We start from the raw sequence: 25,137 nt of genomic DNA, 5'->3' as shown, positions 1-25,137 counted from the left end.
GCTTAGGGCCGGAACTCCTGCTCGAGGATCTCGCTGATGAAGCGGTCGAGGGACACGGGATAGAAGCGGATGCTCGGGGCCCTGATGACGCCGGTATTGATGACCTCGCGCATGGCCAGCTCGTCGAGGGCCCGCTCGATCTGGGCCTGGGGGTTGCGCTCGAGCCGCTTGATCGACAGGTCCTCGCTCTCCAGGGTCACCTGGTGGCGCGAGGAGTAGGCGAAGGAGAAGATGCGGGCCACCAGCGCCTCGTCCATGAGCCCATCGTCGTGGAAGAGCTCGCCATAGGTCTGCCCGGCCCGTCCCGGGGCCAGCACGAGGCGCGGGGAGACCCTGATCTTGCCGCGGATCTCCACGGCGCGGCTCGGCTGATCCTCCTGAGGGCCGACGAGGATGTAGGGCAGGATGTGGTAGCCGGCGATGATGCCCGCCACAGGCTTGCGCAGGATCTCCGTCTCGTCGAAGAGATGCTTGAGGAACTCGGGGTCGTGTTTCTCGCCGAACATGTCGGCTACCCGCGGTACGTCGAGACTTCCATGCAGTCGAAGCCGAAATCGAGCTCCCGGCTCGCGTACGCGCCGTTGCGGACGTGGGTCAGGTAGGGCATGACTTCGCGGCGGTAGACCCCGGTATTGTCGGCGATCACCAGCGCGTTCTTGACGAGCCGCGGCTCGAGGGCCTTGAGGTAGTCGAGGTAGTCCTCCTTCTTGGCGTCGATGAGCACGAAGTCGACGGGCCCGCGCAGGAAGGGCAGGACGCGGAGGGCGTCGCCCACCACGACCTTGACGCGGCCCTTGAGCCCCGCGTGATCGGCATTGGACTGGGCGAGGCTCGCGAGGAAGGGATTCTGCTCGACGCAGGTGAGATGCCCGCCGCGCGCCATATTGGCCGCGATGAGAATGGCCGAGTAGCCGAAGAGCGAGCCCACCTCGATGCCGTGCGTGGGCTTGTGCCGGGCCAGGAGCCGCCGGATGACGCGACCCTTCTCCTTGCCGATCACCGGGATGTGCCACTCGGTGACGGCGCGGTCCATCAGCCTCAACATTTTCTGAGCGCGCTTGTTCACGAACCGACCCCCTCACCCTCCCCCCCTCCCCCACTGGGGGAGAGGGATACTAAGAATCGAGGAGGGCTTCCCAAAAAATCCCTCTCCCATCATGGGGAGAGGGCAGGGTGAGGGGTGGTCGAGGGTCATCTGGTGGCCAGGCGCTCCTTCACGCCGTCGGGAAGGGGATAGCGCCGGCTCCACGCGCCCGCCTTGACGATCTGGCCGGGCAGCACGCGTCCGACGATCTCCTGCACCCGCTTCGACACGCCGATGAGCGCGTCGAGATCGATGCCCGTCTCCACGCCCATGGCCCAGAGGCAGTGCACGAGGTCCTCGGTGCAGACATTGCCCGAGGCCCCCGGCGCGAAGGGACAGCCGCCCAGGCCGCCGATGGAGCCGTCGAAGTGGGTCACGCCGATCTCCATGGCGGCCAGGATGTTCGGGATGGCCATGGCGCGCGTGTCGTGGGTGTGCAGCGTCCACTCGACGCCGGGGAAGCGCGGCATCAGGTGCTCGAGCACGCGCCCGACCTGCGCGGGGTTCGCCATGCCCGTGGTGTCGGCGAGGCCGATGCCCTTGGCCCCCATCTCCACGAGGCGCGCGACCACGGACTCGAGCTGGGCCACGGGCACGTCGCCCTCGAAGGGACAGCCGAAGGAGCAGGAGATGCCGGAGTAGACGGGCTTGCCCGCGCGATGGGCCACTTCCGCGGTGGCCTTGAGCTTGACGAGCGACTCGGCGATCGACATGTTGACGTTGGCGAGATTGTGGCTCTCGCTCGCCGAGACCACTGTGTGGATGTCGTCCACCCCCGCGTCGACCGCGCGCACGGCGCCCTTGTCATTGGGGACCAGCGCGGAGTAGCGCGTCCCCGGCCGCCGAGCGATTCCCGCCATCACGGCTTCGGCGTCCTTGAGCTGGGGCACGGCCTTGGGTGAGACGAACGAGGTCACCTCGATGCGCGGCAGGCCGGTGGCCGCGAGCTTGTTCACGACCTCGATCTTGGCCTCGGTGGGAATGAAGTCGGGCTCGATCTGGAACCCGTCTCGCGTCCCCACCTCGCAGATCGTCACGCGCTTGGGAAGTTTCATGGCGTCTCCTCAGGCCCCGAAGGTGAACGTGCTTCCCACCGAGCTTACCACCAGCTCCTTGGGCAGGTGCACGGCCATCTGGATGACGGCTTCGAGCCCCGTGCAGTGCTGGGGGATCAGGTAGTCCATGCCCAGGTCGCGGAAGGCGTCCACCACCTGGGTGATGCGCTCGCCCGTGAGTCCCGAGAGGTGGAAGCCCCCGATGACGGCATGGACCTTGGGAACGCCCGAGACCTTGACGGCGTGCCGGCAGATGCCGACGATGCCGCGGTGGGAGCACGAGGTGACGACCACGAGACCCCGGTTCCTGACGTTGGCGATGAGGGCCTGCTCGCCGATGAAGGTGTCCTGGACGACCTGGCCGTCGCGCTCCACCTTGAGCGAGGGAGGAATGACCTCGAAGGGTACCGTCTCGTGCATCTCCCCGCTCAGGAGCACGCCCTCCGGCAGTACCGTCGGCTTCTCGACCACGCGCACCTCGAGATCGTAACGCTCCAGCTCGTCGCGATCGAGCCGGCCGATATACACACGCTCATTGTTCCGCTCGTGGTAGCGCGGCAGGAAGTGGTCGCGGCCGCCGTAGAAGACGACGTCATTCCTCATCCGCCGGCGATAGGTCTTGAGGAAGCTGCCGAGGCCGCCGTAGTGGTCCATGTGCCCGTGACTCAGGGCCACCGCGTCTACCATCCCCGCCTCGAGCCCCAGCTCGAGGAAGTTGTGCGTGTAGCTCTCGCCCGTGAGCCCGAAATCGAAGGCGATGCGCCGGCTCTTGCCGCCGCGCTCCACCTCGACCCAGTGGCCCAGGCCGTGCTCGGCCCTCAAGGTGGGCATGCGGCGTGCCTGGGCGTGGGTGAAGCGCTTGGCGATCCGGTCGTCGGCGCGCAGGTTGTCGATGAAGTTGTCCACCACCGTGGTGACGGACAGCCGATCGACTTCAGGCAGGCTCACGGCCACCCCCTCACCCTACCCTCTCCCCCAATGGGGGAGAGGGATGAGAACAGTCGTGTCACGCTGCAGTTTTCCTTTCGGATCCCTCTCCCCCATTGGGGGAGAGGGCCGCAGTTCGAGCCGAGACGCTGCCGACGAGCTGTAGGCGAGGAGAGCGGCGAGGGGAGGGCTGAGTTGCTGAGGGGGAGACGGAGCTCGCGCATCGTCTCGGCTAGTAGGAGCGGGGCATGCCGAGGACGTGCTCCCCGACGTAGGCCATGATCAGGTTGTTGTTGATGGGGGCCGCGCGGTAGAGGCGCGACTCGCGGAACTTGCGCTCGATGTCGTATTCCTCCGCGAAGCCATAGCCGCCGTGGCAGTCGATGCACGCGTTGCCCGCCTCGATGGCCGCCTCCGAGGCGAGGTACTTGGCCATGTTCGCCTCCGGCCCGCACGGGATGTCCGCATCGAAGAGCTTGGCGGCCTTGGTGCGCATGAGGTCGGCGGCCTCGATGGCCATGTGCGCCTTGGCGATGGGGAACTGGACGCCCTGGTTGGCCCCGATGGGTTTGCCGAAGATGACGCGCTGGCTCGAGTAAGCCACGGCTTTCTCGATGAACCACCGCGCGTCGCCCAGCGAGTCTGAGGCCACGAGGATGCGCTCGGCGTTCATGCCGTCGAGGATGTAGGAGAAGCCGTGCCCCTCCTGGCCGATGAGGCTGTCGGCGGGGATCTCCAGGTTGTCGAAGAAGAGCGCGTTGGTCGAGTGGTTCATCATCATCCGGAGGGGCCGCACGTCGAGGCCCTTGCCCTTCGCCTCGCGGATGTCGATGAGAAAGACGCTGAGCCCATCCGTCTTCTTCTTCACCTGATCCACGGGCGTGGTCCGGGCGAGCAGGAGCATGAGGTCGGACTGGAGCACGCGGGAGATGAACATCTTCTGGCCATTGACCACGTAGCGATCGCCCTTCTTGGTCGCCGTGGTCTGCAGCTTCGTCGTGTCCGATCCTGCGTTCGGCTCGGTGACCCCGAAGGCCTGCAAGCGCAGCTCGCCCGTGGCGATCTTCGGCAGGTACTGCCGCTTCTGCTGCTCGGAGCCATGGCGCAGCACCGTGCCCATGATGTACATCTGCGCGTGGCAGGCGCCGCCGTTGCCCCCCGAGCGGTTGATCTCTTCCAGGATGAGGGCCGCCTCCATGACGCCGAGGCCCGCCCCGCCGTACTCCTGCGGGATCAGCACGGCCAGGTACCCGGCCTTGGTCAGATCGTTGATGAACGCGTCCGGGTACTCGCGCTTGGCGTCCAGCTCGCGCCAGTATTCGCCCGTGTACTGCTTGCAGAGGTCGTAGACCGCCGTCTTGAGGGCCTTCTGATCGTCGGTCAGCGCGAAGCTCATGTCTTTCATTTGAACCCCTCACTATCTCAGCCCTCGCCTCGCCGCTCCGCGACTCAGCTCGAACTGCGGCCCTCTCCCCGGAGGGGAGAGGGATATTAGATAAGTCCGCTACTTGCCTTTGAAGTTGGGTTTTCGCTTCTCGTTGAACGCGCGCACACCCTCGAGCCTGTCGTCGGTGGTGACGGTGACATTGTAGGCCTCGATGGCCAGGGCCATGCCCGTCTCGAGGTCGGTCTCGCTCCCCCAGCTCACGGCCTTCTTGGCCTGGCGGACGGCGATGGGACCGTTGTCGGCGATGACCTGGGCGATCTCCAGGGCCTTGGTCCGTGCCTGGCCGGCGGGCACGAGATGATTCACGAGGCCGATGGCCTTGGCCTCGGCCGCGGGCACGCGGCGCCCCGTGAAGATCATCTCCTTGGCGAGCGGCGCGCCGATGATGCGCGGGAGCAATTGCGTCCCCCCGATGCCGGGAAAGATCCCGCGCGTCACCTCGGGCACCGCGAAGACGGCCGTCTCCGAGGCCACGATGAAATCGGAGAGCACGGCCAGCTCGCAGCCGCCGCCCATGGCAAAGCCTTCGACGGCGGCGATCACCGGTATGGGGCAGTGGAGCACCTTGGCCGCGGCCGCCTCGAAGATGGCGTGCTGAGCGCGCCAGGTCTCTTCGGTCATGCCCTCGCGCTCTTTCAAGTCACCGCCCACGCAGAAGGCCTTGAGGCCTGCGCCCGTGAAGACCACGCAGCGCGCGGCCTTGTCCCACGGGAAGCCCTCGAAGCACCGCAACAGGTCTTCGCCCATGGCCGTGTTCATGGCGTTGAGCGCCTCGGGCCGGTTGAGCTCGACGGTGACCACGTAGCCATCGGGCGAGGCCGAGACGTTGATCGTCTTATAGCTGGACGACATGGCGCTCCACCAGCGACCGGATGGCCGCCTCGTCATAGCCGAGAGTGCCGAGCACCTCGGCCGTGTGCTCGCCGAGCAGCGGCGGCACGCGGGTCACGCCTGGCCGCTCGCCGTCCCAGCGTATGGGCAGCCCGACCGTCCGGTAGTCCGGCAGCCGGGGATGCTTGGCGGAGATGAGCATGCCGCTCGCTTCCGTCTGGGGCTCGGCGGCGACACGATCGAGCGTGAGGATGGGCGCGCACGGGACGCCGGCACCCTGGAGCCGCGCGAGGACATCGGCGCTCGAGAGCTCGCGCGTGATCCGTGAGAGGGCCTCGAGGAGCTCGCCGCGATGCGCGACGCGCGCGGGATTGTCGGCGAAGCGCGCGTCGCGCGGCAGCTCGGGGGCGCCGAGCGCCGCCGCCGCCTTGACGAAGAGCGCGTCGGAGGCCGCGGCGATCATGACCCAGGCATCACGGGTCGGGAAGGCCTCGTAGGGGCAGATCATCGCGGTGCCGGAGCCCTGGGGCTGCGGGATCTCGCCGTTGGCGAAGTAGTGCGTCATCTGAAAAGTGGTCCAGGCCAGGGCCGTCTCGAAGAGCGCCGTCGTCACGTTGGCGCCGCGGCCCGTGCGCTCGCGCTCGCGCAAGGCGCCCAGGATGGCGATGGCTGCCCACATGCCCGTGCCCATGTCCACGAGGGAGACGGGCACGCGCGCGGGCGGCTGGCCCGCATGGCCATTGACGGACATGATGCCGCCATAGGCTTGCATGAGCGGGTCGTACCCGGGCCGGTCGCTGAGCGGGCCATCCGTGCCGAAGGCCGTGATCGAGCAATAGACGAGGCGCGGATTGAGGGCGTGCGCGCGCTCCCAGCCAAGCCCCAGCTCCTCGATGGCCCCCGCGCGCAGCGACTGCACGAGGACGTCGGCGCGACCGATGAGCCGCTCGAGGATGGCCCGGCCCTCGGGAGCCTTCATGTCTACCGCGAGGCTCCGCTTGCTGCGATTGAAGCTCATGAAGGTGGCGCTCTCCTCGCCCCAGAAGGGCGGCGCCCAGGCCCGCGCGTCATCGCCGCGCCCGGGACGCTCGACCTTGATCACGTCCGCGCCCATATCGCCCAGGATCTGGGTGCAGGTGGGGCCGGCCACGTTCTGGGTGAGGTCGGCGACGAGGAGACGGGCGAGGGGAGCGTCCATAGGGTCTCCGATTATAGCCCGTTGCGGGGAAGGACTGAGGAGCCGAAACGCTGCCGGCGCCTAACGGCGAGAGGGAAAGCTCCCAGCCTCTGTGACTTCTGGTGTAGGCTCCTCGCAGATGGCGTTACTGGCCCTCTTCGTGGCGGTTGGCGCTCTGGCCGTGTCCCTCAAAGTGCTACGCGAGTACCGGCCCCGCCCGGGTCAGCCAACGCCGGCGGAGCGCATCGCGGCCCTCGAGGAAAGGATCCGTGACCTCCTCTATCGGGTCTGGACCCTCGAGCAGCGGGGACAGCCTCAGCCTCCGCCGGCGGTCCCGTCAGCTCCATCAGCCTTCGAGCCCGTAGCGCCCGCCCCGTTCGCTCCCGAGCCTGCGCCTGTAAGCGCCGAGGCCGCGGCGGCCACCTCCACACGCGAGGCGATCGCGCATGCCGCTCCGCCACCCGAGCCTCCGCCGGTGCCGCGGCTCGATCTCGAGCAGCGGATCGGCGCGCGCTGGACCACCTGGATCGGCGTGGTCGCCATTCTCTTCGCCGCGTCGTTCGCGGTGAAGTGGTCCATCGAGAACAACCTGATCGGCCCTCGGGCGAGGCTCGGCCTGGGGCTCGCCGCGGGCATCGTGTCGTTGCTGGCCGGTCTGGTGCTCCACCGCAGGCGGGATGTCCCTTATCTCTCCGAGGGGCTCTCGGGCCTGGGTCTCGGGCTCTGCTACCTCTCTCTCTACGCGGGCTATGCCTACTACGAGCTCTTGCGCGTGGGGGCGGCTTTCGGGCTCATGTTCGTGGTCACCGTGCTGGGTACAATGGTGGCGGTGATCTCGGAGCGCCAGGTGACGGCGGTGCTCGCGCTGCTGGGCGGGCTCCTGACTCCCGTGCTGCTCGCGAGCGTAGCGCCCAACGAGCGCGTGCTCATGGGCTATCTCGTCGTGCTCGACTTCCTCGTCCTGGCCATTGCCCGCTTCCGCACCTGGCGCGCGCTGAACCGTCTGGCCTGGGCGGGCACCGTGCTCTTGCTGGCCCCGACCTTCATGCGCCAGCCCGAGGCGGAGACCCCGGTGGTGCGTCTGGCCCTTCTCACCGCGCTCTTCGTCCTCTTCCTCGTGACGCCGCTGGCCCGCGAGTGGAGCCAGGGGCGACGCCTCCGCGAGGTGGATCTCGTCATCGTCGCCGGCACGGCCGCGGGCTATTTCTGGGCGGTCTACGTGACCCTCGACGCGTGGCGTCCCCTCCTGGAGGCCCCGGCCGCCATGGCCCTTGCCATCGTGTACACGCTCGCCGCCGGTTTCTACCGTCGCCGCGTGCCCGACGACGAAGCGACCGTGGGCGTGCTCATTGGGGTGGCGTGCGTCTTCGTGACGCTCGCCATCCCGCTTGCTCTCAAGGGGCCGTGGATCACCCTGGCCTGGGCGGCGGAGGGCGCCGTCCTGCTGTGGCTCGCCCCGCGCGTGGCCACGCCCGTGGCCGCCTGGGGCGGCACGGCCGCCCTCTTCCTGGCCGCTTTGCGCGTGCTGGTCGGCGATACGTGGGCCTCTCCGAACTGGCCGCCGGTGTGGAACGCGACCTTCCTCGCCCATCTGCTGACCGTCGCCGCCACCCTCGTGGCGGGACAGCTTGCCCTGGCGCTCCGTCCAGGCCAGCTCTTCACCATGAAGCCGGAGACGCTGCGGAGCCTGCTGTGGATCCTCGCCTCCCAGACGCTCTCGGTGCTGCTGTGGCGGGAGCCGCCCGGACTCTGGCCCGCTGGACTCCTGGCCGCCCAGGTGCTGGTGCTGGGCGCGCTGTCACGCCTCATCGCCTCGCCCACCTTCGCGGTCGCGGTGCCGCTGGCCGCGGTGATGCTGCTGGCGCGCGTGCTGGGCGCGGACGACAGCATGGCCAAGAGCGCGGCGGAGGACCTGGTGAACCGCTACCTCGTCATGCGTATCGTCGCCTGTGCCGTCATCGGACTGTCGGGGCGATGGCTCGCGGGCTCCGGCGCTTCCCTGTACGCCGGCACGGTGGGCCGTACCGTCTCGGGCACGGCGGGCGTGGTCCTGCTCTTCGTGCTGAGCCAGGGCTGGACGCGTTATCAGAACGCGCTCGTGCAAGAGGCGAAGCCGGGGGCCCGGCGCGCTCTCCGGACCGAGATACGCTGGAAGACGCAGGTGGGCCTCTCCGTGCTCTGGACGCTGTACGCGGCCGTGGTGCTCGCCTGGGGCTTCGTTCGCCGCTCCGCGCCCATGCGCTATGCCGCGCTCGGACTCTTGGGCCTGACGATCTTCAAGGTCTTCGTGGTCGATCTCGCCTCGATCAAGACGCTCTACCGGATGCTCTCCTTCCTCCTGCTCGGTGTCGTCCTCCTCCTCGTCGGATTCCTGTACCAGAAGATCAGTCGCACGGCTTCTTCCGTCGATGCGGACGCGAACAGGAGATGATCGGCGCCGTCGGTGAGCCATGCCGATCAGGATGAAGCCCTTCGGGGAGTCGCTAGCCCGGATTATGCGCGAACACCTAACCCCCTCACCCTGCCCTCTCCCCCACTGGGGGAGAGGGACCAGAATGAAGAGAGCCGCATGGCGAGAGTGTTCTCATCCCTCTCCCCCGCCGCGGGGGAGAGGGCCGCACTTCGAGCTGAGCGGCGCTGCCGCGAGGCGAGGGCTGAGTAAATCAGGGGGCCGTACGACGAGAGAGTCTCCTTCAGGAATAGTCCAGGCCAGCTCAGTACAGGTGGCACGCGGCGAAGCGGCCGGGCTTGATCTCCCGCCATTCCGGCTCCTGGCTCTCGCACTGGGGCATGGCCCGGGGACAGCGGGGGTGAAAGCGGCACCCGGGGGGTGGATTCGCCGGATTGGGCACTTCGCCCGCCAGGATGATCCGCTCCCGCCGCGCCGAGGGATGGAGGGGAAGGGCCGCGGACAGAAGCGCCTGCGTGTAGGGATGCAGCGGCTCGGTGTAGACGGCGTCGCACTCCCCCGTTTCGACGACCTTGCCCGCGTACATGACGGCGAGGCGGGTCGAGAGGTACCGCGCGGCCGCCAGATCGTGGGAGATCATGACGTAGGCGAGCCCCAGCCGCCCCTGCAGCCGCTTCAGGAGATTGAGGATCTGCGCGCGGATGGAGACGTCGAGGGCGGACACCGGCTCGTCCAGGACGATGAGCTTGGGATACGTCACGAGCGCCCGGGCGATGGCGATGCGCTGGCGCTGGCCGCCGCTGAACTCGTGCGGGTAGAGGGTGGCGCTGTCGCGCCTGAGCCCGACCAGCTCCAGGATCTCTCTCACGCGCTCGCCCACCTCGGCGCGGGTCGCGCCATTGTCGGAAGGCAGCGGCTCGGACACGATGTGCTCGACCCGCATCCGGGGATTCAAGGAGCTGTACGGATCCTGAAACACCGCCTGCACTGAGCGGCGATAGCGCGCGAAGTCCTGGCGGGTGAAGGCGCGGACGTCCTTGCCCTCGAAGAGCAGCGCACCGTCGGTGGCGCGCTCCAGGAGCAGGAAGAGCTTGGCCAGGGTGGTCTTGCCGGATCCCGACTCCCCGACGATGCCGAGCGTCTCGCCCTCGGCCACCTGCACGCTCACCCCGTCCACCGCCTTGATCCATCCGCGTGCTCTGCCCACGTGGAAGCTGCTCGTGGCCGGGAAATGCTTCTTGAGCCCGATGGCTTGCAGGATCATCGCGGTCTCAGGCGTGAGCGCCGGCGGCCACCCAGCAGTGCGCCGTATGGCCACTGGCCAGGGGCACGCTCGGCGGGTACGCCTCCTCGCAGATGGGCAGCCGCTCGGGGCACCGCGGCGCGAAGGGGCAGCCGGGAGGCAGCCGCGCCAGGTCAGGGGGCTGCCCGCCGATCTCGACGAGCTCGTGGCGGGTCAGCTCCACATCGGGAAGGCAGCGCAGGAGGGCCCGGGTATAGGGATGCCCCGGGTTGTCGAAGACCTGGAGCGTGCTCCCCATCTCCACGATCCTCCCGGCGTACATCACGGCCACCCGATCGGCATGGGCGGCCACGATGCCGAAATCGTGGGTGACCAGGATGACGGCCACGCCGGTCGAGCGCTGCACCTCCTTGAGCAGCTCGAGATACTGGGCCTGGATGGTCACGTCGAGCGCGGTGGTGGGCTCGTCCGCGATGAGGAGGCGCGGTTCGCACGACATGGCGATGGCGCTCGACACGCGTTGCCGCATCCCGCCGCTCAGCTGGTGCTGGTAGTGCCGGAGCCTTGTCTCGACACCCGGAATGCGCAGTCGTGAGAGCGCGTCCAGCACCCGCTCGCGCAGCGAGGGGCCGCGCAGGCCCTGATGGAGGCGCACGACCTCGCTCACCTGGCCGCCAATGGTCAGGGCGGGATTGAGGGAGGTCATGGGGTCCTGGAGCACCATGGCGATCTGCTTTCCCCTCACGCGCCGCATCTCGGCGGGGCTTTTCTCCAGCAGGTCTTCTCCCTGGAACAGGACGCGGCCTCCGACGACCCGGCCGGCCGGCTCGGGGACCAGCCGCACGAGGGAGAGGCAGGTCACGGACTTCCCGGATCCCGACTCCCCGACGAGAGCGAGGGTTTCCCCGGCCTCGAGGGTGAAGCTGACCCCGTCCACCGCCTTGGTGATCCCACGACGGGTGAAGAAGTACGTCTTGAGATCTTCCACCACCAGCAACGGTGGCGACTCCCGCATGCGGCCCGGCCTATCCTCCATCCCCGCCCCCCGCTGCGCCCCGGGCGGGAGCTTCCCCGGCCGCGTGGCCCACCGGCTCCATACCCGGGGCGTCGAGCAGGGGGGCTCGACTGCCGAGCTGCCGCAGCTTGGGGTCGAGGTGGTCGCGGAGCCAGTCCCCCATCAGGTTGACGGCCAGGACGATCAAGAGCATGGCCAGGCCCGGGAAGAGCGAGATCCACCACGCGGTAGCCAGGAACCCGCGGCCATCGGCGATCATCAGTCCCCAGGCGGGATTGGGCGGCGGCACTCCGACGCCCAGGAAGCTCAGGGTGCCCTCCAGCAGAATCACGTAGCCCACCTGAAGGGTGGTGATCACCAGCAGGGTGGGCACCACGTTGGGGAAGATGTGCCGCGACATGATCCACCAGCTCGAGCGTCCGGCCACCACGGCCAGCGCGACGAAATCCTGCTGCTTGATCCCCAGCGTCTCTCCGCGTATCTGCCGCGCGAAACGCGGCCACAGGAGGAGCGAGATCACCAGGATGACGTTGCCAAAGCTCGGCTCGGACACCGCCACCAGCACCACCGCGATGAGGACGATGGGCAACGAGAGCCCGATATCGGTCAGCCGCATGAGGAAGGCATCGGTGAAGCCCCCCCGATACCCGGCGAGCAGGCCCAGCCCCGTGCCCACCGTGCCCGCCACACAGATGGCGATGAGGGAAACGGTGAGGGAGATCCGGCTGCCGTAGATGATCCGGCTCAATACGTCGCGCCCGAAGCGATCAGTCCCCAGCGGATGCTCCCAGGTGCCCCGCTCCATCCAGACGGGAGGAATCAATTTTCTGGTGATGTCGCCTTCCGTGGGGCTATGGGGCGCGAGGTAGGCCGCGAACGCCGCCGTGAGGACCAGCGCGGCCAGGACGATCCCGGGGAACCACGGGAGCTGTCTACCCGCCAGCATGACGGATCCTCGGGTTGAGGTAGCTGTAGAGGATGTCCACGAGAAGATTCCCCGTGAGATAGAGAGAGCTCAGCACGAGGACCCCGGCCTGCACGATAGGATAGTCACGCGTGGTGATGCTCTCGAGAATCAATCGCCCCAGTCCCGGCCAGGCGAACACCGTCTCCGTGACCACGGCGCCCCCGAGGAATTGCACAAAGAGCATGACGGCGAAGGTGACGACGGGCAGGAGGGCGTTCTTCAGGCCGTGCTTCCAGAGCACCACCTGCTCGTGCAGTCCCTTGAGCCGGGCGAACTTGATGTAATCGGATCCCAGCACCTCGAGCATGCTGGAGCGCGTCAGGCGCAGGATGGCCGCGGAGGTGAAATAGCCCAGCGTGAAGGCCGGGAGGATCAGGTGCCGGATATCACCCCGCCCGCCCGCCGGCAGCACTCCCAGCACGACGCCGAAGAACAGGATCAACATGAGCCCGAGCCAGAACGTGGGCATGGATTGCCCGAGCACGGCGAACACCCGCGCCGCGCTGTCCGCGATCCCTCCCCGCCGCACCGCGGAATACATGCCGAGCGGGATGCCGATGAGAACGCTCAGGAACATCGCCACGAACCCCAGCTCGACGGTGGCGGGCAGGCGTTCCCAGATGTGCTCGGTCACCGGCCTCCGCGTGAGCACGGAGTTGCCGAAGTCACCCGAGGCGAGGTTCCTCACATAGATGCCGTACTGGACGAGCAGCGGCTTGTCGAGCCCGAGATGACGCGTCAGGATCTCCTGGTCGCGCTCGGTGGCGTTGACGTCGAGCAGCAAGGGGATGGGACTGCCCGACAGTCGCGTCAGGGCGAACACGATGCTGATCACCACGAGCATGCTCAGCAGCGTCTGCAGGATACGGCCCGCCAGGAACCGCCACATATGAACGGGAGGGGGACTACGCCCCCCTCCCGAACCTCCCCCCGGGTGGCGCCGGCGAAGCCGGCGCTCGAACAGCAGCGATTCGGACCCACTCCCAGGACATCCGGGGACCCCGCCGCATTACCGCGCGGTCCGGGTGAGGAGCTCCCAGTTGTGGAAGCCCATGTGGCCGGGGATGAGCGGCCATTCCCCCACCTTCGGTCCCACGCCGGCGATCGCGTGGGTCGCCCCGATGGCGACGGCGGGAAGGTACTCGTAGAGCCACGGCCCAAGCTCCTCGCGCATGATCCGCGTCCGCGCCGCGGCGCTCGGCTCGGAGCCCAGGCGCTCGATGAGCGCATCCAGCTTGGGATGCTCCACGAGCAGATGTACGGCCGACTTCGTCTGGGCGATGCGCGCGAAAAGCTCCCAGGGCTCCGGCGCGATGAGGGGCCCGGCATAGGCCAGGGCCACCCCGGAATACGCCCGCGCGCGGAAATCCGCCGAGAACACGGCCCGGTCCACGGGCCGACGCTTGACCTTGAGGCCCACCTTCTCCCAGTAAGTGGCCACGGCCTCGCCCACATCGGGGAGGTATCCTCTCCCCGGCCAGGCGGTGAGATTCATCGTGATCTCGAAGCCATTGGGATAGCCCGCCTCGGCGAGCAACGCTTTCGCTCTGGCCGGGTCATAGGGAAGCGGCTTCAGCAAGGCCTCCGAAGTCCACGGATCCGTCGGATAGTAGTTCACCGTGCCCACCGGGGTCCCGAGCCCGCCCAGCACCCGCTGGAAGATGGCTTTCTTGTCCACGGCCAGATTGAGGGCCAGGCGCACCTTGCGAGCACGCTCGGCATCGGGCAACGCCCAGGGCACCTTGGGATCGTATGTCGGCTTCGTGGGCCACTGTCCCCCGAGAATCACCCACACCGCGGCCACGTTGGGCATCGTGATCGTTCGCATGCCCACCTTGGTCAGCTCCTCCACGTACTCTCCGCCGATCTCGATGACATCAGCGCCACCCGCGCGGAGCATGGCCATGCGGGTGGCCGGCTCCGGCACCTTCAAGAACACGAGCCGCTTGAAATGGGGCACGGCTCGCCAGTGGTTCTCCACCGCCTCGTAGACGATGCGGTCGCCGCGGACGTGCTCCGCGAGTCTCCAGGGACCCGTGCCGACGGGCTGGCGCTCCGCCCCGTCCTCCCCGGCGGTGTCGATATGCTTCTTGGACTGGATATAGGCCACGGAGGCGAAGAGCCCGTGGGTCACCCGGTTGCCGAAGGTCACGAACGGCTTCTCGAAGCGCAGGCTGATGGTGTGCGGACCCTCGATCTCCATGCTCTTGATCTGCCGGAACTCCGGCGCCAGCGAGTTCGCCGAGCCTTCCCGCGCAATCGAAGCGAACGAGAACTTGACGTCCTCGGCGGTGAACTCCGACCCGTTGTGGAAGCGGACGCCCTTGCGAAGATGGAACTTCCAGGTCCGCCCCCCGTCGAGCACCTCCCACCGTTCGGCCAACATGGGGATGAGGTTGCCCTTGGTGTCTCGATTCAACAGGTTTTCCCACAGCGGCTTGAGGACAATGTCCTCGGCGCCCACATAGAGGTGCGGCAACCAGCGCTCGTTGCCGAAGGTGGCCACCGCGACCGTGAGCGTCCCCTCCGGCCGAGCGGCTTCGGCCCGCGGCATGGCCAGAGCCCACAGGAGGGCCGTCGCGATCGACACGATGACAGAGAACCGCTGCTTCATGATTGTTCCTCCTCCGGCACAGGCCTGTGGGCCTCGGGGCTACCGGGCGGCGGCCCGGGTCACGTACTCCCAGTTGTGAAACCCCATGTGGCCGGGGATCAGGGGCCATTCGCCGACCTTCGGCCCGACCCCCACGATGGCATGGGCGGCGCCGATGGCGACGCCGGGAATGTAGTCCTGGAGCCAGGGGCCCAGCTCGTCCCGCATGATGCGCACTCGCTCCTTGTAGTTGGCCTCGGTGGCCAGACGGTCGACGAACTCGTCGAGCTTGGGATGCTCGACGAACAGGTTCAGGGCGGCCTTGGTATGGCCGCCGCGGATCAGGATCTCCCAGGGCTCTGGGCCCACGAGCGGCGCGGCATAGGCCAGCGTCACTCCCGAGTACGCCCGGGCCCGGAAGTCTGCGGCGAACACTGCGCGGTCGACGGGCCGCCGCTTCACCTTGATGCCGACCTTCTCCCAGTACGTGGCGACGGCTTCTCCGACATCCGGGAGATAGCCCCGTCCGGGCCAGGCCGTGAGGTTCATGGTCACCTCGAAGCCCTTGGGATAGCCCACCTCCGCCAGCAGCACCTTCGCCTTCGCCGGATCATAGGGATAGGGCTTCTTCAACGCGTCGGTCGCCCACGCGTCAGAGGGATACGTGAGCCAGGAGCCCACCACGCTTCCCAGGCCGCCCAGCATTCGCTCCATGATGGCTTGCTTGTCCACCGCCAGGTTGAGCGCTAGCCGCACCTTGCGGGCCCGCTCGGCGTCGGGCTGCGCCCAGGGCACGTTGCGGTCATAGGTGGCCTTGGTGGGCCATTGCCCGCCCAGGATGACGTAGACCCAGGAGACATTGGGCATGACGATCGTCCGCACCCCGACCCTCTTCAGCTCCTCCACGTACTCTCCGCCGATCTCGATGACGTCCACGCTGCCCGCTCGCAGCATGGCCATGCGGGTGGCCGGCTCCGGCACCTTCACGAACACCAGGCGCTTGAAGTGGGGCACCGTCCGCCAGTGGTTCTCCACCGCCTCGTAGACGATCCGGTCGCCGCGGACGTGCTCCACGAACTTCCAGGGACCCGTGGCCACCGGCTGCCGCTCCGCCCCCTGCTCTCCGGCGCTCTCGACGTGGCGCTTGGACTGGATGAAGGCCACCGACGCGAACAACCCCTGGGTGACCTTGTTGCCGAAGGCCACGGAGGCCTTGTCGAACCGCACGGTGATGGTATAGGGGTCCTCGATCTCCATGCTCTTGATCAGGCGGAACTCCGGGGCCAGCGAGTTGGCGGAGCCGTCCTTGGCGATTGTGGCGAAGGTGAACTTGACGTCCTCCGCCGTGACCTCGCCCCGGCCCCCGTGGAACTGGACCCCTTTGCGCAGGTGGAACGTCCAGGTGCGGCCGCCATCCGAGACCTTCCAGCGCTCCGCCAGCATGGGGATCAGCTCGCCCGTCTTGGGGTCGCGGGTGAGGAGATTCTCGTACATAGGCTTGAGCACCACGTCCTCGGCGCCCACATAGAGGTGGGGCAGCCAGCGCTCATTGCCGAAGGTGGCGACGGCCACCGTCAGCGTGCCCTCGGGCCGGGCCGCTTCCCCGGGCGTCCCCCATAGGAGGGCCGTCACCATCACCACCACGAGCCCGAGCCGCTGTCTCATGCACACTCTCCCTTGCCTGCCAAGGTCATACATGCGGTGAACCCGCTTTCGAGGATCTGAGAGGACTCGGGATATGGACCAAGCACACTCCCCTGGGTCTTGGACTTTGCCCGCAGGCTTCGAGGAGGGCCGATGGAGCCGCCCCGAAAATGGGCGGCCTGGAGGCCGCGGGCGGTCCGCTCGCTCGACGCGGCGGATGCTATCAGGGGCCGAACGGCCGTGTCAACAAGCGCTCCAATCAGGGCGTCTTCTGCAGCCTTCCACTTCTCAACGCCGAGGCCCCGGCTTTCGTTTCCAGTCCCCTTGTAGCCGCCCCCCGCCTCGACTATCCTTGACGCCACCCAGAACCCCGGGGGACCTTCCAGGCTCGGCGGCTCCGGCGTCGGCCGTCGGTCCCTCAACAGGGCGGGCGCTCTGCGCGCGCCCGAGGTCGCATGATCGACTCGTTGATCCTGGTCACGCCAACTGTCACGATCGCGGCCTTCCGCGACCGCCACACCACTGCCTTGCGCCCGGAAAGGGAGAAGCCCATGTCCAGCCATGTCCGGTCACGGCTCTCGCTCGCACTGGTCGTTGCCCTCGCCGTCCTCACGGCCTTCACGCTGGGCGTCCTGGTGGGGCCGCCCGCCGCGGAGGCCCAGAAGAAGAAGGTGCTCAACATCGCGGCCAAGGAGCCCGACACGCTCGACCCGCACATGAGCATCCTCGGGCAGAGCCAGGCCATCGCTCGCTTCATGCACCGGGGCCTCACGCGCTTCGCCATCAGGGACGGCAAGGTCACCACGGCCGAGGTGGACCCGGACCTGGCCGAGAGCTGGACGCTCTCTCCCGAGGGGACGATCTGGACGTTCAAGCTCAAGAAGGGCGTGCAGTTCCACAAGGGCTTCGGCGAGCTGACGGCCGAGGACGTCAAGTTCAGCTTCGAGCGCCAGATCAGCCGGGCGCCCGGCACGCGGTTCGGGGTGAACCTCGAGGTGATCAAGTCCATCGAGGTCGTCGACCCCCACACCGTGCAGATCGCTCTCAAGTCCTTCGACCCCATCTTCCTCCTGCGCATGGTGGGCTACCAGCAGGGGTACATCGTGTCGAAAAAGGCCGCCGAGAAGTACGGAGAGCAGTTCAAGTGGAACCCCGTCGGCACGGGCCCCTTCTACTTCGACCGGCACTCGCCGCGCGAGAAGGTGGTCCTCAAGGCCTTCGACAAGTACCACCTCGGCCGGCCCTCGATCGATGAGGTGAACTATTTCGACGTGCCGGAGGACTCCACCAAGCTGATCGGCCTCGAGAAGGGCACGTTCGACCTGCTCTATCCCGAGGCGGTCACCGCGGACTTCGCCGACCAGGTCAAGAAAATGGGCGCCGTCATCGACAAGCGCGGCCCGGGCACGCAAGAGCGCTTCTACATCAACATGACCGCGAAGCCCTTCGACGACATCCGCGTGCGCAAGGCGTTCATGCACGCCATCGACCGCAAGGCCATCAAGGAGACCATGTACCCCGGCGGCCTGGCCCGGGTGGCTCCGAGCTGCGTGCCGCCCGGCTACTTCGGCCACATTCCCATGAACTTCCCGGAGCACAACCCGGCGCTGGCCAAGAAGCTGCTGGCCGAGGCGGGCCACCCCAACGGCTTCACGATCAAGAACTACTTCATCAGCAAGTCCTTCTTCTATCCCAAGGTGCTCACCCTGGCCCAGGAGCAGCTCAAGCAGGTGGGCATCATCGTCGAGCTGCAGGTGGTCGAGCACGCGACCTTCCACGAGAACATCCGGAAGAACCTGAATCCGTTCGTCCTGTACGGGGGCACGCGACTCCCCGACGCCGACCCCTGGCTGTCGCTGTTCTTCGACTCCAAGGAGATCCCCGATCCAGCCACCGGGAACAAGGGCACCAATTTCGCCCACTACCGCGCCATTGACGACCTGCTCGCCGCGGGACGGGTGGAGCGCGACGTGAAGAAACGCGCCGCGATCTACGCCGAGGCGCAGAAGCGCATCGAGCGCGACCTGGTGTGCCTGCCCATCAGCGATCTGGCGGGCCAGTGGGCGCGCAATCCCAAGCGGGTGAGCACGCCGTTCGATCCCGAGTACGGTGAGTTCTCGCTCCACTACAGCTACAACTACCCCGAGATGCTCAAGGTCCTCAACTAGGAGCTCAGCGGAGGACGCAGGGTTAGGCCATGTTCAAGTACGTGCTGCGCCGAGTGCTGGTCGCGGTCCCCATGCTGCTCGGGGCCATGAGCATCGTCTTCTTTGCCATGCGCATCCTGCCCGGTGACCCGTGCGTGGCCATGATGGGCGACCAGGCCACCACCGAGGCTCTCGCCGACTGCACCAAGAACCTCGGGCTGAACCGGCCTCTGGCCGTGCAATACATCGACTACCTGTGGCGGTCGGTTCAGTTCGACTTCGGCAACTCTCTACGGCAGGGCTACCCCGTCAACGAGTACATCGGCCGCATGTTCCCTCACACCTTCGTCCTGGTCATGGCCAGCGCCATCGTGGCCGCCCTCATCGGCGTTCCTATCGGGATCGTCTCCGCCCTCAAGCGCCGCAACCCGCTCGTCGACTATCCGCTGCGCATCTTCGCCCTCCTGGGCCTCTCCATGCCGGTCTTCTGGCTGGGGATCCTGCTCCTGATCTTCTTCTCGCTCCGCCTGAATCTCTTCCCGCTGATCGGCGGCGGCGACCTGGACGGCGTCCTTGCCATGATCCGCTCGGGTGAATTCATTTCCCATCCCGCGGACTTCCTGGCCGCGGTGGGGGACGTGCTTCACCACCTGGCGCTGCCCGCCCTGGCCCTCGGATTCACGCTGGCCGCCACGGTGAGCCGGCTGTCGCGCTCGGCCATGCTGGAGGTGATCAGCCAGGACTACATCCGGACCGCTCGCGCCAAGGGCCAGATCGAGCGCGTGGTCGTCTACAAGCACGCGCTGCGCAACATGATGATGCCGCTCCTCACCATCGTCGGGATCTTCGTCGCCATCGCGCTCACGGGCACGGTGCTCACCGAGACGGTCTTCACGCGTCCCGGCCTGGGCAAGATGCTGGTTGACTCCATCAACGCTCGCGACTATCCCCTGGCCCAGGGGGCGATCACCGTCTTCACCATGATCATCATCTGTGTCAACCTGGTCATCGACATGCTGTATGCCATCGTCGACCCCCGGGTCGCCTACCGCTAGGAGCCTGCCGAAGACATGCGTTGGTCACTTGGTTCCTTCGAGCGCCGGCTTCGCCGGCGCAACCGGATCCTGGGGGAGGCTCGGAGGGGGCCGTCGCGGCCCCCTTCGATGGGCTAATGGCCATCGTTCGCGGGGCAGATCCAGCCGACCTCACCCTCGCTCGAGCGGGGGACGAGAGCCGGGACGCCGCGCGCGGCCGCTACCTGCGCCGCTGGCTCCCCATCGGCATCGGGACGCTCATGGCCGTGGCCATGGTCGTGGTGGCGGCCGCCGCTCCTCTCCTTGCCCCCATGAGTCCGTCCGCTCAGTTTTCCGACGCCGTGCTCAAGGGCCCGGGCACCGTCGAGCGCCACCTGCTGGGGACGGACGAGTTCGGACGGGACATCTTGAGCCGCATCATCTGGGGGGCGCGCGTCTCGCTCGAGGTCGGCCTCGCCTCGGTGATCTTCAGCTTCGTGCTGGGGGTGCCCCTGGGCATCGTCGCCGGGTTCCGCGGGGGCCGGGTCGAGACCTTGATCATGCGGGCCTCAGACATGCTGATGGCGTTTCCCACGCTGCTCCTGGCCCTGATCATCGTGGCGGCGCTGGGCGGCACGCTGGTCAACGAGATCCTGGCCATCGGCATGGCCCTGACGCCGAACTTCGTCCGGCTCGCGCGGAGTCTCGCCCTGACGATTCGAGAGCAGGACTACATCATGGCCGCGCGGGCCCTGGGCAGCGGCCAGCTCCGGGTCATGGCCCGCCACGTCTTCCCCAACGCCCTCTACGCGCTGGTGGTCGTGGCCACGCTCTACATCGCCACGGCCATCCGCACGGAGGCGAGCCTGTCCTTCCTCGGGCTCGGCATCCCGCCGCCCACCCCGAGCTGGGGAAATATCCTGAGCGAGGGCCGCCAGTACATCAAGTGCTGCCCGTGGATCACCACGTTCTCCGGGGTGGCCATCATGCTGGCGGTGCTGGCCTTCAACCTGGTGGGCGACGCCCTCCGCGATCTGCTCGATCCCCGGCTCCGGGGCGAGTGACACTCCCGCCGATCAGAAGCTGACGGGGAGCGCCTTCAAGCCCCGCAGAGTCAGGCTCTGACGGTACTCTGGCTTGTCTGTAGCGAGGGCGAGCCTGGGCAGCCTCTGCACGAGCGCGCTGATGGCGATCTGGCCCTCCACGCGCGCGAGGGGGGCGCCCAGGCAGAAGTGGATCCCCCAGCCGAAGGCGAGGTGGCGATTGTCGGCGCGCGTGAGGTCGAGGCGGTCCGGCTCGGCGAACTGGGTCGGATCTCGGTCCGCCGCTCCGATGAAGGGCAGCACCAGCTCCCCCTTGCTGATTTTCCGGCCGGCGATGGTGACATCGGCGCTCGGGATGCGCGCCGTTCGCTGCACGGGGCCGTCGTAACGCAAGAGCTCCTCCACCGCGCTTCCGATGATCTCGGGGCGCTCGCGCAGCCGGCGGAGCTCGGCGGGATGGCGCAGGAGGGCGAGGGTGCCGTTGCCGATCAGGTTGACGGTGGTCTCGTGGCCGGCCACGAGCAGGAGGATGCAGGTGGCGAGCAGCTCTTCCTCGCTCAGCTTGTCGCCCGCTTCCTCGGCGGCGATGAGAGCCGAGAGCAGATCGCCGCGGGGGGAGGCGCGGCGCTCGGCGATGAGCCCGCGGAAGTACTCGGCGAGGGCGCGCCGTGACGCCATGCTGCGCTGGGCCACCTCCGAGTCCACGGGGAGAAGGATGGCGTCGAGCCCTCGCGCGATGTCGAGCCCCCACCCCTTGAATCGCTCGTGATCCTCGACGGGGACCCCGAGCATCTCGCAGATGACGATGACGGGGAGCGGGTAGGCGAACTGTTCCATCAGATCCATCGAGCTCTCGCCCTCCACGCGCGCGAGGAGCCCGTCGACGATCTCCTGGATATGCGGGCGAAGCTCTTCCACCACGCGCGGCGTGAACGCCTTGCTCACGAGGCTGCGCAGGCGGGTATGGTCCGGCGGGTCGCGGTCCAGCATGGAGAGCCCGACCCCCGGCGGAACCGCCACCCCGAAGCGCGCGGCCACGAAGGCGGCCAGGGGCTCCTTGGCCAGGACCGAGTCGCGCAGGACGGTGGCCACGTCCTCGTATCGCGTGAGAACCCAGAAGCCGCGTGGACTCTGGTGAACGGGGTCCTCGGCGCGCAGACGCGCGTACACCGGATAGGGATCGCCCACGAACTCTGGATCCATCGGATCGAAGACAAGGCCACTCATCGGGCAACCATTGTACTCGAACGGACGGCGCGCGGGGCCGTACTGGGTCGATTTGCTTCGCCAGATCAATTCAGCCCTCACCTCGCGACGGAGCCGCTCAGCTCGAAATGCCACGTTCTCGGTCGCCAGCGACGCTCAACGTACATACAGGTACGCCTCGCGCCGCTGGCTCCCTCGGGCGTGGTCATTCGAGCTGAGGGGCGCAGCCCCGAGGCGAGGGCTGAGTTGATCTGGCTCGCAACTAGACCCAGTACCGGGCCGTATCCTACGGATGTCGCGGCTTCGCGGTGATAGTCTCCGGGGGGATGCTGTCTTGACTCCGGTGATCGAGGGCGCGATCCTACCGCTGTCGATCCGACAACCAGCGCCGCATGTCGAGCATACCGGGAGGTGTCCTTGAGTGACCAGATCAGCATACAGTTCACGCGCTTTTCCGCTTTCTACTCGCCGCTGATCGCCACGGTCGCGGGCGGCTTCCTGAAGGCCGAGGGATTCGAGCCGAAGCACTCGGTGGCTCCGCCCGGCAAGTCGGCCATCGAGGGGCTCGTGAACGGGACGGTGCAGGTGGCCCAGTCGGCGCCCTCGCAGGGCTTTGGCCCGCTCGAAAAGGGCCAGCGGCCGCCCGTCGTGCATTTCGCCCAGATCAACGAGAAAGACGGCTTCTTCCTCACCGGACGCGCCGCCGATCCGGCCTTCACCTGGGACAAGCTCAAGGGCACGCGGGTGCTCGTCGACCACGGCGGCCAGCCCCTGGCCATGTTCAAGTACGCGTGTCATCGCCGCGGCCTCGACTTCGCGGCGATCACGGCCGTCGATCTCCCCAGCGGGCAGATGGATCAGGCGTTCCGGAAGGGCGACGGCGACTACATCCACCAGCAGGGCCCCGCGCCCCAGCAGCTCGAGCACGATGGCGTGGGCCATGTCGTCGCCTCGGTAGGCGAGGCCATCGGCCCGGTGGCGTTCTCGAGCCTGGCCGCCACGCGGGAATGGCTGGGCACGGAGGCGGCGAAGCGCTTCATGCGCGCCTATCGGGCGGCGCGGGCCTGGCTCATCGAGACGCCGGCGCCGAAGGTTGCCGAGGCCGAGGCCTCGTTTTTCCCGGAGATCGACCGAGCTGTGCTCACCTCGACCATCGCGTACTACCAGAAGCTCGGCTGCTGGACGCCCCACGTCGAGATCACGCGCCCGGCCTTCGAGGTCGCCCTCGATGTCTTCCACTACTCCAGGCTCATTACCAAGCGGCACCCGTACGAGGCCGTGGTCGCGGCGCCGCCGGATGCTCGCTGATCCTCGGTCTTCTCAAGCGCCCCCGTCTCTCCGAGGGGCCGGCCGATGACTCAGGCCCTCTCGGGGATCCGGGTCGTCGACCTCACGAACAATCAGGCGGGGCCCTCGTGCGGCCAGATGCTGGCGTGGCTGGGGGCCGACGTGGTCAAGGTCGAAGAGCCGGAGCGGGGCGACCCCGCGCGCCACACCCATCGGGATCGGGCGGACTCCGACAGCCTCTTCTTCCTCTCGTTCAACGCCAACAAGCGAAGCCTCCCCCTCAACCTGAAGCATCCCCGCGGCAAGGAGATCTTTCGAGCTCTCTTGAAGACGGCCGACGTGCTCCTCGAGAACTTCGGCCCGGGTGTCCTCGATCGCCTCGGCTTCGGCTATCCCGCCGCGAAGGCGATCAATCCGCGCCTCGTCTATGCCAGCATCAAGGGCTTCGGGTCGTACGGCCCGTACCGCGACTACAAGAGCTATGAGCCGATCGCCCAGGCCATGGGTGGAGGCATGAGCGTCACGGGCTTTCCCGACGGTCCGCCCACGTATGTCTGGCCGTCCATCGGGGATTCCGGCACGGGCATGCACTGCGTGATCGGGATTCTCGCCGCGCTCATGCAGCGCCACGCGACCGGGGAGGGCCAGCAGGTCGAGGTCTCCATGCAGGACGTGGTGGTGAACCTCATCCGGGTGAGCCTCCGCGATCACCAGCGCCACGGCGGGCCGGCGCCGCGGACGGGCAATCAGCTCGGGATCAGCGTGCCGGGGACGACGTACCGCTGCCATCCCGGCGGGCCCAATGACTACGTCTTCATCTTCACCCAGCAGCAGATGTGGCATCCGCTCCTGCGCGCCATCGGACGCGACGATCTCGTCGGAGACGCGCGCTACGAGACGGCGGAGGCTCGCTGGCAGCGCAAGGACGAGGTCAATGCCCTCGTGGAAGGGTGGACATCGGAGCGCTCCAAGCACGACGTCATGAAGGTGCTGGCCGGCGCCGGGGTTCCCTGCGGGGCCTGTCTGGACACCGGCGAGGTGCTGAGCGATCCGCATCTCCTCGCCCGGGACATGATCGTCGAGGTGGAGCACCCCGTGCGCGGCCGCTACGTCACCGCGGGCAATCCCATCAAGCTCTCAGCTTCGAAGACGGTGATCGCCATGGCTCCGCTCCTCGGCCAGCACCGCGGCGAGATCTTGAAGGAACTGGGCTACGACGAGGCCGAGATCAAGGCCCTCGAGGCCGACGGGGCGACCTGATTCAGTTGAGATCATCGAAGCTCGACGCCTGCGCCGCACGAGCGATAGAGGCAGCAGACGCACCCCTACGCCGTTTCCGTCATTCGCACTAGTGTCGCCAAGTCTCGTACCTCCAAGTCCGGCCGGGCGTGGGCCGGGGGAGTGGCACCGGAGCCAGACTTACCATGGCGCCGGTTGACCCAGACGGTCTCCAGACCGAGTTGCTTGGCCGGCACGTGGTCGTGAAAGAGACTCTGGGCGACGTGGAGGACTTGGCCTTTCGGCAGGCCGATGCGCGCCAGGGCCTGCTCGAAGTTATTGGGCGATGGCTTATAGCTCCCGACCTGTTGAGCCGTGACGATCCAGTCGAAGACAACGCCGAGTCTCTCATTCGTGCGGGCAAAAAGGTCATCGTCAACGTTGGAGATGATGGCGAGCCGAAACCGGCGCTTCAGCGCCGCCAGGGCCGCCGGTGTATCGGCGAAGGGCGGCCAGTCCCCGACCGAATCGGCGAACCTAGCCTCTTCGGGTTTGGACGGAACGAAGCCGAGACGCTCGCCCAGGCGACGGAGAACCATCATCAGTAGCTGGCGATACGGAGTGTACGAACCTTGCTCGGCGGTAGACTCCAGCTCACTGTAGAGCGTCAATAGGTGCTCGGCATCGAGCATCGTGCCGTGGTCTGCCAAGATCGGCTGCAGAGCAGCGAGGAGGCCGCTCTCCCAGTCGATCAAGGTCCCGTAGCAGTCGAAGGTCAGCACTCGCTTGGTCGTGAAATCGATCATTCCCCGATCCCCTTCGCCGGGCGA

General features: G+C 67.5%; 21 protein-coding genes. 6 read left to right on the top strand and 15 right to left on the bottom strand.

The annotated features are described in order from the left end of the window. Window positions 1-2 precede the first annotated feature (2 nt). The 7 genes from VGT00_10790 to VGT00_10760 all read right to left on the bottom strand — a co-directional run bounded on the left by VGT00_10790 (window position 3) and on the right by VGT00_10760 (window position 6,542). Window positions 3-506: a hypothetical protein gene (locus tag VGT00_10790; GenBank protein ID HEV8531893.1), complete on the bottom strand. Its 504-nt coding sequence runs from the start codon at window positions 504-506 to the stop codon at window positions 3-5. Between the two features lie 5 nt (window positions 507-511). Beyond that, a complete protein-coding gene (locus tag VGT00_10785) occupies window positions 512-1,033 on the bottom strand; it encodes a class I SAM-dependent methyltransferase (GenBank protein ID HEV8531892.1) in 522 nt (173 codons plus the stop codon). A gap of 158 nt (window positions 1,034-1,191) precedes the next feature. Beyond that, window positions 1,192-2,139 (bottom strand): hydroxymethylglutaryl-CoA lyase, encoded by a 948-nt coding sequence (locus VGT00_10780; protein ID HEV8531891.1) that lies wholly within the window; start codon window positions 2,137-2,139, stop codon window positions 1,192-1,194. Window positions 2,140-2,148: 9 nt separating this feature from the next. After that, complete coding sequence (locus VGT00_10775; GenBank protein ID HEV8531890.1) at window positions 2,149-3,087, bottom strand: MBL fold metallo-hydrolase; 939 nt, start codon at window positions 3,085-3,087, stop codon at window positions 2,149-2,151. Window positions 3,088-3,298: 211 nt separating this feature from the next. Then, the gene (locus tag VGT00_10770; GenBank protein HEV8531889.1) at window positions 3,299-4,462 is read right to left on the bottom strand and encodes an acyl-CoA dehydrogenase family protein; all 1,164 of its coding nucleotides are present in this window, start codon (window positions 4,460-4,462) and stop codon (window positions 3,299-3,301) included. Between the two features lie 108 nt (window positions 4,463-4,570). After that, a complete protein-coding gene (locus VGT00_10765) occupies window positions 4,571-5,365 on the bottom strand; it encodes an enoyl-CoA hydratase-related protein (protein HEV8531888.1) in 795 nt (264 codons plus the stop codon). After that, the gene (locus tag VGT00_10760; protein ID HEV8531887.1) at window positions 5,349-6,542 is read right to left on the bottom strand and encodes a CoA transferase; all 1,194 of its coding nucleotides are present in this window, start codon (window positions 6,540-6,542) and stop codon (window positions 5,349-5,351) included. The genes VGT00_10765 and VGT00_10760 overlap by 17 nt, the downstream gene beginning before the upstream one ends. A 118-nt stretch (window positions 6,543-6,660) precedes the next feature. Between VGT00_10760 and VGT00_10755 the strand changes: the two genes are divergently transcribed. Further along, complete coding sequence (locus VGT00_10755; GenBank protein HEV8531886.1) at window positions 6,661-8,952, top strand: DUF2339 domain-containing protein; 2,292 nt, start codon at window positions 6,661-6,663, stop codon at window positions 8,950-8,952. A gap of 283 nt (window positions 8,953-9,235) precedes the next feature. On the opposite strand, the gene VGT00_10750 is transcribed toward VGT00_10755, so the two are convergent. From VGT00_10750 to VGT00_10725, 6 genes are all read right to left on the bottom strand, one after another. Then, window positions 9,236-10,195, bottom strand: a complete 960-nt coding sequence (locus VGT00_10750; protein ID HEV8531885.1) for an oligopeptide/dipeptide ABC transporter ATP-binding protein — start codon at window positions 10,193-10,195, stop codon at window positions 9,236-9,238. 7 nt (window positions 10,196-10,202) lie between these two features. Next, the gene (locus VGT00_10745) at window positions 10,203-11,189 is read right to left on the bottom strand and encodes an ABC transporter ATP-binding protein (GenBank protein ID HEV8531884.1); all 987 of its coding nucleotides are present in this window, start codon (window positions 11,187-11,189) and stop codon (window positions 10,203-10,205) included. 10 nt (window positions 11,190-11,199) lie between these two features. Further along, window positions 11,200-12,135 (bottom strand): ABC transporter permease, encoded by a 936-nt coding sequence (locus VGT00_10740; protein ID HEV8531883.1) that lies wholly within the window; start codon window positions 12,133-12,135, stop codon window positions 11,200-11,202. Continuing rightward, a complete protein-coding gene (locus VGT00_10735) occupies window positions 12,122-13,045 on the bottom strand; it encodes an ABC transporter permease (protein ID HEV8531882.1) in 924 nt (307 codons plus the stop codon). The genes VGT00_10740 and VGT00_10735 overlap by 14 nt, the downstream gene beginning before the upstream one ends. A gap of 120 nt (window positions 13,046-13,165) precedes the next feature. Further along, window positions 13,166-14,770 (bottom strand): ABC transporter substrate-binding protein, encoded by a 1,605-nt coding sequence (locus tag VGT00_10730; GenBank protein ID HEV8531881.1) that lies wholly within the window; start codon window positions 14,768-14,770, stop codon window positions 13,166-13,168. A 39-nt stretch (window positions 14,771-14,809) separates the two neighbouring features. Beyond that, window positions 14,810-16,414 (bottom strand): ABC transporter substrate-binding protein, encoded by a 1,605-nt coding sequence (locus VGT00_10725; GenBank protein ID HEV8531880.1) that lies wholly within the window; start codon window positions 16,412-16,414, stop codon window positions 14,810-14,812. Between the two features lie 434 nt (window positions 16,415-16,848). Between VGT00_10725 and VGT00_10720 the strand changes: the two genes are divergently transcribed. The 3 genes from VGT00_10720 (at window position 16,849) to VGT00_10710 (ending at window position 20,617) form a co-directional block, all read left to right on the top strand. After that, on the top strand, window positions 16,849-18,561 hold the full coding sequence (locus tag VGT00_10720; GenBank protein HEV8531879.1) for an ABC transporter substrate-binding protein: 1,713 nt from the start codon (window positions 16,849-16,851) through the stop codon (window positions 18,559-18,561). Between the two features lie 29 nt (window positions 18,562-18,590). Continuing rightward, window positions 18,591-19,595: an ABC transporter permease gene (locus tag VGT00_10715; protein ID HEV8531878.1), complete on the top strand. Its 1,005-nt coding sequence runs from the start codon at window positions 18,591-18,593 to the stop codon at window positions 19,593-19,595. 116 nt (window positions 19,596-19,711) lie between these two features. Continuing rightward, window positions 19,712-20,617, top strand: a complete 906-nt coding sequence (locus VGT00_10710; protein HEV8531877.1) for an ABC transporter permease — start codon at window positions 19,712-19,714, stop codon at window positions 20,615-20,617. Between the two features lie 12 nt (window positions 20,618-20,629). Here the strand turns inward: VGT00_10710 and VGT00_10705 are convergent, their stop codons facing one another. Continuing rightward, window positions 20,630-21,823: a cytochrome P450 gene (locus VGT00_10705; GenBank protein ID HEV8531876.1), complete on the bottom strand. Its 1,194-nt coding sequence runs from the start codon at window positions 21,821-21,823 to the stop codon at window positions 20,630-20,632. Between the two features lie 396 nt (window positions 21,824-22,219). Between VGT00_10705 and VGT00_10700 the strand changes: the two genes are divergently transcribed. Together VGT00_10700 and VGT00_10695 are read left to right on the top strand one after the other, a co-directional pair. Further along, a complete protein-coding gene (locus tag VGT00_10700; protein ID HEV8531875.1) occupies window positions 22,220-23,110 on the top strand; it encodes an ABC transporter substrate-binding protein in 891 nt (296 codons plus the stop codon). 45 nt (window positions 23,111-23,155) lie between these two features. Next, the gene (locus VGT00_10695; GenBank protein HEV8531874.1) at window positions 23,156-24,349 is read left to right on the top strand and encodes a formyl-CoA transferase; all 1,194 of its coding nucleotides are present in this window, start codon (window positions 23,156-23,158) and stop codon (window positions 24,347-24,349) included. 65 nt (window positions 24,350-24,414) lie between these two features. Here the strand turns inward: VGT00_10695 and VGT00_10690 are convergent, their stop codons facing one another. Continuing rightward, the gene (locus VGT00_10690; protein ID HEV8531873.1) at window positions 24,415-25,113 is read right to left on the bottom strand and encodes a haloacid dehalogenase type II; all 699 of its coding nucleotides are present in this window, start codon (window positions 25,111-25,113) and stop codon (window positions 24,415-24,417) included. Window positions 25,114-25,137: the final 24 nt, after the last annotated feature.

The sequence above is a fragment of the Candidatus Methylomirabilota bacterium genome, from assembly GCA_036002485.1.
Taxonomy (GTDB): Bacteria; Methylomirabilota; Methylomirabilia; order Rokubacteriales; family CSP1-6; genus AR37.
Note: the sequence above shows the minus strand (reverse complement) of the source record. Positions and strands in the feature narration are given on the sequence as shown.